Below are 14081 nucleotides of genomic sequence, written 5' to 3' on the forward strand. Positions count from 1 at the left end.
GTCTGCTCTGGTCCACGATGGGGGTGGATCAGACCAAATAACCCTCGTTTGAAGATTTGATGACAGTTCCGTTCACACTTGCTTGCCATCCACCGTCGCCGCCCCGCTCGACGCGGATTTCCAGCGTGCGGCCGTCGATAACGAGCGTCGCCTCGTAGCCGTTCCAGGCTGCGGGCAGCACCGGCTCGATGAAGAGACGGCCACCTTCCCGGCGGATGCCGAGAATGCCCTCGACGGCGGCCCGGTAGAGCCAGCCGGCTGAGCCCGTATACCAGGTCCAGCCGCCGCGCCCCGTCCGCTCGCCTTCGCCATAGACATCGGCTGCGACGACATAGGGCTCGACGCGATAGAGTTCGGCCGCCTCCGGGTTCTTGGCGTGGTTGACGGGGTTCAACAGGTTGAAGCAGGTCCAGGCGTCTTCGGCCCGGCCCTGGCGGGCCAGCGCCAGCACGACCCAGGTCGCGGCATGGGTATATTGCCCGCCGTTTTCCCGCACGCCCGGTGGATAGGCCTTGATATAGCCGGGGTCCTGCGGGGTCTCGATGAAGGGCGGGGTGAACAGGCGGATGATGCCGTTTTCCCGATCGACGAGATCAGCCATGACCGCATCCATCGCCTGGCGCGCGCGGTCCGCATCGCCCTCGCCGGAGAGCACGCTCCAGCTCTGCGCGATCGAATCGATGCGGCATTCGGCATTTCCGGCCGAGCCGAGCGGCGTGCCGTCATCGAAATAGCCGCGGCGATAATAGGCGCCGTCCCAGCCGACCGTTTCCAGCGCCTGCCGCAGACGGCTGAGATGGCCTTCCCAGAGGTCGGCGCGGCCGTGATCGCCGCGTGTGCGCGCGATCGGGATGAAGCCGCGCAGCGTGCCGGCCAGGAACCAGCCCAGCCAGACGCTCGTGCCGCGGCCGGCTTCGCCGACCCGGTTCATGCCGTCGTTCCAGTCGCCGCCGAGCATCAGCGGCAGGCCGTTCTCGCCGGTACGCTGAAGCGCGAGATCGAGCGCGCGGGCGCAATGGTCGTAGAGCGGCGCTTCTTCCGCCGAGCGGCCCGGCTTGAAGAAGGCATCGTGCTGCCCTTCGGCGAGCGGCTGGCCTTCGATGAAGGCGAGCCTTTCGTCGAGCACCGAATTATCCCCGGTGACCCGGCAATAATATTCGACCGCATGGGCCAGCCACACAACGTCGTCAGAGATGGCGGTGCGCACGCCGGCACCGCTGTCCGGCAGCCACCAATGCTGCACGTCGCCTTCGACGAACTGGCGCGCGGCGGCGTTCAGGATCTGCCCGCGGGCGAGTTCCGGACGATGCAGGATGAAGGCCAGCGTGTCCTGCAACTGGTCGCGGAAGCCATAGGCGCCGCTCGCCTGGTAGAAGGCGGTGCGCGCCAGGATGCGGCAACCGAGCGCCTGGTAGGGCAGCCAGTCGTTGACCATGCGGTCGAGGGCGGCATCCGGCGTCTTGACCTGCAGCGTGCCGGTGAAATCGTCCCAATAGCCGCGAACCGCCTTCATGACCGCATTGAAATCGGCCGTCCGGCTCTTGTCCGCCAGCATTCGCGCACCGTCCGCATCCTCGGTGTCGCCGAGCACGAAGATCAGTTCGCGCTTCTCGCCCGGCTTCAGCGTGATGTCGACGGCGAGCGCCGCGCAGGGATCGCCGATCCCGTCGGCGGAGCCGGAGAGCGCCTGTCCGCTGACCACCGCCCCCGGCAGCACGACATCGCCGCCGCGGCCGATGAATTCGCGGCGCTTGGCGGTAAAGCCCGCAAGCGGCGCATCGACGGCGAAGAAGCTGGTCCGGCCGGCGAAATCGAAGCTGTACGGGTTGGTCGCAAAGAGCGCACCGCCCTCCTCGTCATGGCTGGTCAGCACGAAGGGCGCGGTCTTTGCCGCATTGTTGCCCATCACCCATTCGACATAGCCGTAGACCGTCAGGCTGCGCTCCGTCTCGCCGGTGTTCTTCACGACGAGGCGGGAATATTTGACCGGCTCCTCGGCATCGACTGTCTGGACGAGATCGAGCTCGATGCCGTCCTCCCAACTGCGGAAGGCGCTGTAGCCGAGGCCATGCCAGGTCTCGAACTTCACCGTCGGCTTGCGCGACAGCGCCGCGAACGGCGTCATCACCGTGCCGCGATCGCGATCGCGCACGTAGAAGGCCTCGCCCGGGCGGTTGATCACCGGGTCGTTGGTCCAGGCCGTCAACTGGAAATCGCGCGAATTGCGGCTCCAGGTGAAACCGGCGCCCTCGCCCGAGACGTGGAAGCCGAAATGCTGGTTGGAAATGACGTTGATCCACGGTTGCGGCGTCGCTTCGCCGCCGCGCAGCCGCATGGCATATTCCCGGCGCTCGCCGTTGAAACCGCCGAAACCGTTCCAGAAGGTCAGGCCGTCGCCATCGATCGTCACCGGCTCGCCGGCAGGGGATGCGGCAGGCTTCGGCAAGGCTGCGTCGGCCCTCGTCTCCTCGTCACCGCGCGGCGTGGAGAACAGCGCGACCGTGCGGGCAATCTGGTCCGAAAGGGAGCCGTTGCGGGCATGGAAGACGGCGCGCGCCGTGGCAAGCAGCGCCTGCCAGGTGGAAACCTCCATCAGGTCGCGGCGCACGGCGAAGATATGCTGGCGCACGCCATCGGACTGCCCGCGCATGCGGAGATTTTCGCACATCTGGTCGAGCGCGTGCTGCATGTCCTGCGCATAGGAGGAGGCGCGTTCGTTGAGGATCACCAGGTCGGCCGTCACGCCGCGGTGGCGCAGATATTCCTGCGCGCGCAGCGCCTCGCGGGCGACATCGAGGTCGATATCGTCGTTGATGCGCAAAACGAAGATCGGGAAGTCGCCCGAGATCGCCAGCGGCCAGAGCGCCGACTGGGCGGTGAGCCCCGTCTGGATGGTGCCGGTATCGGCGCGCAGGTGCATGTCCGGATAGATCAGGTAGCGGCCGAGCATCTGGAAGCTTGCGGCCTCCTGCGAGGTCACGCCGACATGACGCATGTGGACCTGCGAGCGCGTCCAGGCATGGATCATTTCGTGGTTGAACACGTCCGGATGGCGGTAACGGTCGATGGCGGCGTCCGCTTCGGCGCGGCTGGGCGCCGCGATTGTCCAGAAGATGACCTTGACCTTCTTGCCCGCCGGCACGCGCACGACGCGACGCAGCGCCATGACCGGATCGAGCGTGAAGCCGTCCGTGCCGGAAAGCTGCGCGCCGGCGTCGAAGGCGGCCGCCGTCGTCAGCGAGCGGCCGCGGCCGATGAAGCGGCGGCGGTCGGTCTCGATCTCGGTGCGGCGCGAGGGACCGGCATTGTCCACGATGAGATGGGCGATCACCATGTCCGGTTCGTTCGGATTGCGCTTCTGGCGCTCGGCGCGGATGACGTCGCCGCGCTTGCCGATCTCCGTCTTGATGAACATCTTCGAGAACATCGGATGGGCGCTGTCGGCGTCATCCGTCGAAATGACGGGCTCCATATAGGAGGTCACCTCGATGAAGCGGTCCTCGGTGCCGGTGTTGAGCAGCGTCAGGCGGCGGCCTTCGGCATCGTGCTCGGTGGCGACGATGCATTCGACCTCGCTCGTCAGCGTGCCGACGGTCTTGATGAACTCCGCCTTGTCGTCGCCGAACTGGGTCTTAGTGACTTCGCCCTCGATACGCTTCGGCTCGGCGGTAGCGGACCACCACTCGTTCGTCGCGGTATCGCGCAGGAACAGGAAGGAGCCCCAGCGGTCTTCGGTCGGATCGGGCTTCCAGCGCGTGACGGACTGGCCGTTCCAGCGCGAATAGCCGGCACCGGTCGCCGTCAGCATCACGGCATAGTGGCCGTTCGACAGGAAGACGGTCTCGCGCTCCTTGTTGAACGGCTCCTTGATGATACGGATTTCCGGACGCAGCAGGTCGGCCTGCGTGCTGCCGACGGTTTCCGGCTCGCGCTTGGCATTAATGACCGGAATGTCGCGCGGCGCCTTTTCCTGGAGCAGCAGCTCGGCGGCCTCGATGACGGGGTCGGCATGGAAACGTTCGCGCAGCGCCCCGTTGAAGACGACATTGGCGACCGCGGCGATCGACATGCCGTGATGGTGCGCCATGTAGTTGCGCACGACGGCGCAGGTCTTGCCCTCCGGCACGCGGGTCGGCGTGAAATCCACGGCATCATGGAAGCCGTAGACGCCGAGGGCACCGAGCTTGCGCAGACGTTCGAGGTTTTCCAGCGCCTCCTTCGGCGCATATTGCGCCGCCAGCAGCGAGGCATAGGGCGCGATCACCGCATTCTGGCCGAGGCCGCGCTTCAGGCCGAGCGTCGGCACGCCGAAATTGGTGTACTGGTAGGTCAGCTCATGGTCGCGGGCGTTGAAGGCCGCTTCCGAGATGCCCCAGGGCGTGCCGAGCCGGCGGCCATGGTTCATCTGCTCCACCACGACGAGGTTGTTCGTCTGGTTCAGGATGCCACCTTGGCGCTCCTGCATGACGAGCGGCGGCATCAGGTACTCGAACATCGAGCCGGACCAGGAGACCAGCGCACCGCGCGAACCGACCGGCACGACCGGACGGCCGAGCTTGTACCAGTGCTCGGTCGGAAGATCGCCCTTGGCGATGGCGAAGAGGCTGGTCAGGCGCGCTTCCGAGGCGAGCAGGTCGTAGCAGGCCTCGTCCAGTTCGTTGGTCTCGACGCGGTAGCCGATCGACAGCAGCCGGCGCTCCGGCCGGAACAGGAAACCGAAATCCATCGAGAAGGCGATGTCGCGCGAACGGTCGCGCAGCACGACCAAGCGGTCGCGCAACGGCTCGATGCTGCCGAGGTCGAAGACGCTGTCGGCAATATGCGCCTCGCAGGTCGCAACCAGCGCGCCCGCCCATTTGACGAGCTCGCCGCTCTCGGCCGACTTGATCTCGTGGTCGAGGTTGACGATCAGCTTGTTGACGTCGCGCGCCAGCACCGAGAGATTGATGACGCGGATGGAGGCGAATTCATGCTCGCGCTTGACGGCGGCGAGCGCATTCTGGAAGCCGGCGATGCGCTCCTCGATGAGACGGCGCAGCGGCCGCACGGTCTTGCGGTCGTCCGGCAGTTGCGCCAGCGTTTCCGAAAGGATCGAGGCGACGTCGCCGATGCCGTCCAGGCTGCCCTGCAGATGCGCCGACGGCGCCTCCGCCCATTCGCGGCACATGGAGGAGATGGCGATGAGGTGGCCGGCGAGGTTGCCGCTGTCGACCGCCGACACGTAACGCGGTCCCAGCGTTTCCAGCGTGTTGGTGCGATACCAGTTGTAGAGGTGGCCGCGATATTTCGGCATGCCGTCGATGGTGGCGATCGTCTGTTCAAGACGGCGCACCGTCTCCTCGAAAGAGATCCAGCCGAAATCGCGCGCGGAGATCACCGAGAGCAGATAGACGCCGACATTGGTCGGCGAGGTGCGCTCGGCGAGCACCGGCTGCGGCGTTTCCTGGAAGTTGTCCGGCGGCAGGTAGTGCTGCTCGGCGGTCACGAATTCCTCGAAATAACGCCAGGTGCGCCGCGCGATCTTGCGCAGTTCGCTCGCCACATAGTCGGAGACGACGAGCTGGTCTTCGGTCTCCGCCGTCTGGCTGACATACCAGGCGATCATCGGCGAGAGCGCCCAGACGAGCGCGAAGGGAATGCCGATATAGGGAAGCCCGGTGTCCGAGATCATGGCGAGCGCCACGGACAGCACCGCCAGCGCCGGCGCCTGCCACATGGACTTGTAATGGGCGAGGATGCCGCCGCGCGCAGCACTGTCGGCCTGCGCGGCCGTGCGCCATTCCAGCATCAGCTTGCGGCTGACCATGGTGCGATAGAGCGAGCGCACGATCGCATCCGCCATCAGCGCCGCCGAATGGGCGATGAAGGCGATGCGCAGCGCCACCTGCGCATTGGCCGCGCGGATATCGGAAAAGACGCGATGCACATGGGCGCGCGCGACAATGTCGTTGCGGCGCGGCATGACGCCGGAGATCAGCGACAGCGTCGGGGCGACGAAGAGCAGGAAGATCAGCACGAGCTGCCAGATCAGCGCCTGGCGCGGCTCCATATAGTACCAGCCCATGACGGAGGCGACGAGCCAGCCGATCGGGATGAGGCTGCGGCGCAGGTTATCGTACATCTTCCAGCGGCCGAGCATGGAAATGCCGCTCGACGGGCCGAAAATATAGGGCAGAAGCTGCCAGTCGCCGCGCGCCCAGCGATGCTGGCGCGAGGTTTCGACGCCGTAGCGGGTCGGGAAATCCTCCACCAGCTCGACATCCGTCACCAGCGCGCAGCGCGCCAGCGAGCCTTCGAGAAGGTCGTGGCTGAGCACCGAGTTCTCCTCGATGCGGCCCTTCACGGACGCCTCGAAAGCGTCGACGTGATAGAGACCCTTGCCCGTGAAGGTGCCTTCGCCGACGAAGTCCTGGTAGACGTCGGACACGGTGAAGACATAGGGGTCGATGCCGCGGTCGGCGGAGAAGATGCGCTGGAAGGTCGAGGCTTCCTTGCCCGTCGTCAGCGAGGGGGTCACGCGCGGCTGCAAGATGCTGTAGCCGGCGGTGACTTCGCCCTTGTCCGCGTCGATGACCGGGCGGTTGATCGGGTGGTGCAGCTTGCCGACGAGCTTCGTCACCGCATCGCGCATCAGGCGCGTGTCGGAATCGAGCGTCATGACGTATTTCACGTCCGCCGGCACGATATTGGCGCCCGGCAGGAAGGTCGTGTCGCCGTCACCACGCAAAAGCAGGTTCAGCTCGTGCAGCTTGCCGCGCTTGCGCTCCCAGCCCATCCAGCAACCTTCGGACGGGTTGAACAGGCGGCGGCGGTGCAGCAGGTAGAAGCGCGTGCGGCCGTCATAGGCGTAGCGCGCCGAAAGGGTGGCGATCTCGCGCTTGGCATAGTCGAGCACATCGAGATCGGCGGGAGATTCCTCGGACGAACTGTCGGCCCAGTCGCTGAGCAGCGAGAAATAGATCTCGCCGCGCGGATTGGCGAGGTAGTGGACTTCGAGGTTGCGCACCAGCTCGTCGACATGGTCGCGCTTGGAAATCAGACAGGGCACCACGACAAGCGTGCGCGCATCCTCCGGAATTCCGTCCTTGAATTCATAGCCGACGAGGCGCGACGGCGTGACGAAGAAGGTGACGAGCGTGTTGAACAGGCCCGTCGCCCCTTCGGAGGCCGGCAGCGCGAAGAGGATCAGCATGATCAGCCAGGCGCCGTCCGGAATGTCGAGCTGATCGAGGAAATAATAGACCGCGATCATCGCCAGAAGGGTCAGGATGATGTTCGGCCCGGCAATGGCGAACCAGTCGAGCCGGCGCCCGAAGCGTACGACGCGCTGGACGATCGAGGGGCTGTAGTCGATGCGTTTTTCGAGCAGCTTGCGCTTCTTGCCGACGAGGAAGGAGGCGACGTTGGCCTGATATTCCGGATCGTCCGCATTGGCCGCGGCGTCTTCCGCCGTCATGGCCAGCGCGATCTCGGTCACTTCCAGCTCGGTCTTGCCGGAGCGGCGGGCGAAACGCTCGATCGTGTTGCGGTATTTGTTGCGCGAGCCGAAATCGAGGTCGCTATAGTCGGAACCCTGCCGCAGCGCCTCGTCGAGACGGCTGACGCTTTCGAACCAGACCGGCCATTCCGTGTCGTCGACCGAGCGCAGGCTCTTGATCAGCGAACTCATCGTCACGTTGCCGGAGGAAAGCCGGTTGTTCTCCGCGACGATCAGTTCTTCCAGGTCCGTGCCGCGGCTTTCGATCTTGCGCTCCAGCCACTGGATCACCGCGCCGGAGGCCTGGAGACCATCGCGCAGGCGATAGAGCAGCTGGATGACGAAGGTATTGTCCTCGACGAAGCTCTCCATCGACTGGAGATGCGCGATGCACTTTTCCGGATCGTTGAGGCGGATCAGCTCGTCGGCGACCTCGTTCGCCTTGAAGCGCATTTTTCGCGAGCGCTCGACGCGGCTTGATATGCGCCGCAGGTTTTCGAGCAGCACGAAGCGGATGAAGGAGGGCAGCGCCCAGAGTTCGCCGATCTTCAGCGCATCGAGCTTCTGGAAGCCCTGCACGAAGGAGGTCAGGCCCTCATGCGAGACGCCGCTATGGGTATGCGCGACATAGAGCCAGGCGAGCGCCAGCGTGCGCGGCACCACCTGCCCTTCGATCTGGATGGTCGGAAGCTGGCGATAGAACCGCCGCGGGAAGTCGCGCCGGACCTCCTGGATCGCCTCTTCGACGACATAATAATTGTCGAGCAGCCATTCGGCGGCAGGCGTGATCTGGGCGCCCGCTTCGACATCCTTGGCCGTCGCCTGGTAGACGCGAAAGATCTCCTTCTCGTTTTCCTTGTGCCGGGCACGGAATTCGAAGGGCTGGAAGCCGGGCAGCGCCGCGGTCTTGTCGCGCGCCAGCGCTTCACCGCACTCGGCGAGCTCCTCCAGCGACAGATAGGTGGCGCGGATCGAATCGTTATAATCGATCTGCTTGGCGTCGGCGTCGCGCGAAAGGGCTTGCGGCGTATTGTGAAGGGGCATGTTTCTGATTCTGGATCCGGCCATATGGAACCATCCGGCAACGGCCTTTGCGCCGAACGGTTTGTTGCGGGCAGGCTTCATCTCGGTGCCGCGATCAGCCATGAGACCATACGGCGCCCGGATGGCGCGAATGGAATGGACATGGCTCAGGCGACACGCTGCTTGGCATCCTGGCCGCGTGGTGCATGAAAACGGCATTTTTTAGCCGCAAGGACAGAGACTTGCAACATGTCAACATGACCGGATGGCGCAGCATCGACCCTCATTTGTGGTTTTGGTGAATCGCACGACCCGGATGGGGCCGCACGAGCGCATAGGACAGGCGGATGCCAAATGCATGACATGGGGAAAAGTTCCGGTCTTCTTGCGAACGCCGATCCCGCCATTGACTTGGCAGCCCCGCCACGCCAGCTTGGCGCCGTCAGGGTCTTCCGAGTCGAAACGGCTCGGAGGCTAAGAGGGAAGCCGGTGCGATGCTCCAGATGGAGCACCAAGACCGGCGCTGCCCCCGCAACTGTGAACGGCGAGTTTCTGTCGAAGGATGCCACTGGTTTTTACACCGGGAAGGCGAGACAGGGGCGACGACCCGCAAGCCAGGAGACCTGCCCTGACAGCTGTAACGTCCATGGGCGGGGTGTCCCAAGGGTGCGCCTGCTCCCGCATGCGTGCGTCCGGTCATCCCCCAATTCACCGATTGGGGAAACAATGCTTGCCAATACCGACCACGGCCTCTCCGGCACCGGAAAGCCGGAATCCATTTTCATTTCCTGGCTGCTCTGGCAACCGCGCGGCGCCGATCTTGCCGTCGAAGCCTTGAAGGAAGTGCGCAAGCTCGCGCGCTACGAGGGCATCGATCCCGATATCGTGCGTCTGAGGGCGCTGTTCGCCTCGCTTGCCGGCGCGCGCGGGGCGGTGCACTGACGGCTTAACGCATAAAGACATATTGACATAAAGATATCTTTATGTGATCTCCGGTGGAGTATGATGACACCGGAGGGCTTTGCCATGGCCAATTCGCACCTGGACACCCTGTTCGGCCCCGAACTGCCACGCCGCGACGGCAGCGAGGTTCTCGCCGCCCTGCGGGCCGCCGCCCGCGAGCGCATCCTGGTGCTCGACGGCGCCATGGGCACGGAAATCCAGACCCTGAAGCTGGTGGAAGACGATTTCCGCGGCGACCGTTTCGGCGACTGCGCCTGCCACCAGCAGGGCAACAACGACCTCCTGACGCTGACCCAGCCCGGCGCGATCGAGGACATCCACTATCGCTACGCGCTTGCCGGCGCCGATATCCTCGAAACCAACACCTTCTCCTCCACCACCATCGCCCAGGCCGATTACGGCATGGAGGACATGGTCTACGAGCTGAACCGCGACGGCGCGCGCCTTGCGCGGCGCGCCGGCCGGCGCGCGCAGGAAAAGGACGGCCGCCGCCGCTTCGTCGCCGGCGCCCTCGGCCCAACCAACCGCACCGCCTCCATTTCGCCGGACGTCAACAATCCCGGCTACCGCGCCGTCACCTTCGACGACCTGCGCACCGCCTATGCCGAGCAGGTCCGCGGCCTCATCGACGGCGGCGCCGACATCATCCTGATCGAGACGATCTTCGACACGCTGAATGCCAAGGCGGCGATCTTCGCCACCCGCGAAGTCTTCGAGGAAAAAGACATCCACCTGCCGGTCATGATCTCCGGCACCATCACCGACCTCTCCGGCCGCACGCTTTCCGGCCAGACGCCGGAAGCCTTCTGGAACTCGGTGCGCCATGCCGATCCCTTCTCCATCGGCCTCAACTGCGCGCTCGGCGCCAACGCCATGCGCGCCCACCTCGCCGAAATCTCCTCGGTCGCGCAAACCTTCGTCTGCGCCTATCCCAATGCCGGCCTGCCGAACGCCTTCGGCCAGTATGACGAGACGCCGGACGAGATGGCCGCCCAGATCGAGGGTTTTATGCGCGATGGCTTGGTCAACATCGTCGGCGGCTGCTGCGGCTCGACACCGGACCATATCCGCGCCATCGCCGCGGCCGCTTCGCGCCACGCGCCGCGCGAAATCCCGGACATCCCGCGCCACATGCGCCTCTCCGGCCTCGAACCCTTCACGCTGACCGACGCCATTCCCTTCGTGAATGTCGGCGAGCGCACCAACGTCACGGGCTCGGCGAAATTCCGCAAGCTGATCACCGCCGGCGACTACGCAGCCGCCCTCGACGTCGCGCGCGACCAGGTGGCGAACGGCGCGCAGATCATCGACATCAACATGGACGAGGGCCTGATCGATTCCGCCCGGGCCATGACGGAATATGTCAACCTGATCGCCGCCGAGCCGGATATCGCCCGCGTTCCCCTGATGATCGACTCATCGAAATGGGAGGTGATCGAGGCCGGCCTGAAATGCGTGCAGGGCAAGCCGCTGGTCAACTCGATCTCGCTGAAGGAAGGCGAAGAGGCCTTCCTGCACCACGCCAAGCTCGTGCGCGCCTACGGCGCCGCCGTCGTCGTCATGGCCTTCGATGAGACCGGCCAGGCCGACACCAGGGCGCGCAAGGTGGATATCTGCACCCGCGCCTACAAGCTTTTGACCGAAGTCGCTGGGCTTGCGCCGGAAGACATCGTCTTCGACCCGAACATCTTTGCGGTTGCGACCGGCATCGAGGAACACGACAACTACGGCGTCGACTTCATCGAGGCGACCGGTGAAATCACCTCCACCCTGCCGCACGTCCACATCTCCGGCGGCGTCTCCAACCTCTCCTTCTCGTTCCGCGGCAACGAGCCGGTGCGCGAAGCCATGCACGCCGTCTTCCTCTACCACGCCATCCAAGCGGGCATGGACATGGGCATCGTCAACGCAGGCCAGCTCGCCGTCTACGACACGATCGAGGCCGACCTGCGCGAGGCCTGCGAGGACGTGGTGCTGAACCGTCAGCCCAAAGGCGGGGGCACCGCCACCGAACGCCTGCTGGAAATCGCCGAGCGCTTCAAGGGTGCGGCAGGCAAGGAAGCCAAGGAGCGTGACCTCGCCTGGCGCGACTGGGCCGTCGAAAAGCGGCTGGAGCACGCGCTGGTCAACGGCATCACCGAATTCGTCGAGGCCGACACGGAGGAAGCCCGCCAGAACGCCGAGCGCCCGCTGCACGTCATCGAAGGTCCGCTGATGGCCGGCATGAACGTCGTCGGCGACCTTTTTGGCGCGGGGAAGATGTTTTTGCCGCAGGTGGTGAAATCCGCCCGCGTGATGAAACAGGCCGTCGCCGTGCTGCTGCCCTACATGGAGGCCGAAAAGCTCGCCAACGGCGGCAGCGGCGAACGCCAGAGTGCGGGCAAGATCCTGATGGCGACCGTCAAGGGCGACGTGCACGATATCGGCAAGAACATCGTCGGCGTCGTGCTCGCCTGCAACAATTACGAGATCATCGACCTCGGCGTCATGGTGCCGGCAACGAAGATTCTTGAGACGGCGAAGGCCGAAAAGGTCGACATCATCGGCCTCTCCGGCCTCATCACCCCCTCGCTCGACGAGATGGTGCATGTCGCGACCGAAATGGAGCGCGAGGGCTTCGACATCCCCCTCCTCATCGGCGGCGCCACCACAAGCCGCGTCCACACCGCCGTCAAGATCCACCCGCGCTACGACCGCGGCCAGACCGTCTACGTCACCGACGCCAGCCGCGCCGTCGGCGTGGTCGGTAGCCTGCTGTCGGCCGACATGAAGCCCGGTTATGTCGAAACGCTGAAGGCGGAATACCGCAAGGTCGCCGACGCCCACGCCCGCAGCGAAGCGGAAAAGCAGCGCCTGCCAATCGGCAAGGCCCGCGACAACGCCTTCAAGGCCGACTGGTCCGCCTACCAGCCGAAGACGCCGTCCTTCCTCGGCACGCGCGTCTGGCAGGATTGGGACCTCGCCGACCTCGCCCGCTATATCGACTGGACCCCCTTCTTCCAGACCTGGGAGCTAAAGGGCGTCTATCCGAAAATCCTCGACGACGAGAAACAAGGCCCCGCCGCCCGCCAGCTCTTCGCCGACGCCCAGGCCATGCTGGAAAAGATCATCGCCGAAAAATGGTTCACGCCGAAAGCCGTCATCGGCTTCTGGCCGGCAAACAGCGTCGGCGACGACATCCGCCTCTTTACCGACGAGGCACGCAACAGGGAACTCGCCACCTTCTTCACGCTCCGCCAGCAGCTTTCCAAGCGCGACGGCCGCCCGAACGTCGCGCTCTCCGACTTCGTCGCCCCGGTGGACAGCGGCAAACAGGACTATCTCGGCGGCTTCGTCGTGACCGCCGGCATCGGCGAGATCGCCATCGCCGAACGCTTCGAGCGCGCAAACGACGACTACAACTCGATCCTCGTGAAGGCGCTCGCCGACCGTTTCGCCGAAGCCTTCGCCGAGCGCATGCACGAGGTCGTGCGCAAGGAACTCTGGGGGTACGCGCCGGACGAAACCTTTGCGCCCACCGACCTCATCGGCGAGCCCTATGCCGGCATCCGCCCCGCTCCCGGCTACCCCGCACAGCCCGACCACACCGAAAAGACGGCGCTCTTCCGCCTGCTCGATGCAGAGAAGGTAATCGGTGTCACCCTCACGGAAAGCTTTGCCATGTGGCCCGGCTCCTCCGTCTCCGGCCTCTATATCGCCTCACCCGAAAGCTACTATTTCGGCGTCGCCAAGGTGGAACGCGACCAGGTGGAGGACTATGCGCGGCGCAAGGGCATGTCCGTGACGGAGGTCGAGCGCTGGCTCGGCCCGGTGCTCAACTATGTGCCGGCGCCATCGATGGCCGCCGCCGAATAATCACTCGCCGCGGCCGCGGAAACGGCGCTGGTAGGCGGGATCGTAGAGCGAGCTCTCGCGAAAATCCTCCGCGGCCAGCGTGCGGCCGACGAAGATTAGCGCCGTGCGCTCGATCGGCTCCTCGGCGACCTTCGCCGCGATGTCGGAGAGCGTGCCGCGCACCACGCGCTCGTCCGGCCAGGACGCCTTGACGACGATCGCCACCGGGCAATCGGCCCCGTAAAGCGGCGTCAGGTCCTCGACGACCTTGTCCAGCGCATGGATCGCCAGATGAATGGCAAGCGTCGCCCCCGTCGCGCCGAAATTTTCCAGCGTCTCGCGGTTCGGCATGGGTGAGGCGCGGCCGGAGACGCGGGTGAGCACGAGGCTCTGCGCCACCGCTGGAATGGTAAGCTCCCGGCCAAGGGCCGCCGCCGCCGCCGCAAAGGAGGGCACGCCCGGCGTCATCGTGTAGCTCAGCCCATGCTTTTCCAGCCGGCGGATCTGCTCGGCAACGGCGCTCCAGACGGACAAATCGCCGGAATGCAGCCGCGCCACATCTTCCCCCGCATCCGCCGCGCGCAAAAACTCCGCCTCGATCTCGTCGAGCGAGAGCGGCGCCGTATCGACGATGCGCGCACCGGGCGGGCAATATTGCAAAAGCTCCGGCGAGACGATCGAGCCGGCATAGAGGCAGACCGGGCATTTGCCGATGAGGTCACGCCCGCGCACGGTGATGAGATCGGCAGCACCAGGCCCGGCGCCGATGAAATGGACGGTCATG

Annotated in this window: 4 protein-coding genes and 1 riboswitch; of the genes, 2 read left to right on the forward strand and 2 right to left on the reverse strand. The window is 65.3% G+C overall.

Going from position 1 to position 14081, the window contains the following annotated elements; translation table 11 throughout:
• Positions 1 to 28: 28 nt before the first annotated feature.
• Complete coding sequence (locus tag J2Y63_RS25440; RefSeq protein WP_435268360.1) at positions 29 to 8521, reverse strand: GH36-type glycosyl hydrolase domain-containing protein; 8493 nt, start codon at positions 8519 to 8521, stop codon at positions 29 to 31.
• Positions 8522 to 8928: 407 nt separating this feature from the next.
• Positions 8929 to 9145: riboswitch (cobalamin riboswitch) on the forward strand.
• 81 nt (positions 9146 to 9226) lie between these two features.
• On the opposite strand from J2Y63_RS25440, the gene J2Y63_RS25445 reads away from it, so the two are divergent.
• Both J2Y63_RS25445 and metH read left to right on the forward strand, forming a co-directional pair.
• Positions 9227 to 9442, forward strand: coding sequence for a hypothetical protein (locus J2Y63_RS25445; protein WP_435268361.1), 216 nt, complete (start codon positions 9227 to 9229; stop codon positions 9440 to 9442).
• An 84-nt stretch (positions 9443 to 9526) separates the two neighbouring features.
• On the forward strand, positions 9527 to 13318 hold the full coding sequence (gene metH / locus J2Y63_RS25450; protein WP_435268362.1) for a methionine synthase: 3792 nt from the start codon (positions 9527 to 9529) through the stop codon (positions 13316 to 13318).
• Here metH and cobM read toward each other — a convergent pair whose 3' ends face one another.
• Positions 13319 to 14080, reverse strand: a complete 762-nt coding sequence (gene cobM, locus J2Y63_RS25455) for a precorrin-4 C(11)-methyltransferase (RefSeq protein WP_435268363.1) — start codon at positions 14078 to 14080, stop codon at positions 13319 to 13321.
• Between the last annotated feature and the right edge of the window lies 1 nt (position 14081).

Origin of the sequence: Shinella sp. BE166, from assembly GCF_051201095.1 — a bacterium.
In the GTDB taxonomy this organism is placed as follows: domain Bacteria; phylum Pseudomonadota; class Alphaproteobacteria; order Rhizobiales; family Rhizobiaceae; genus Shinella; species Shinella lacus.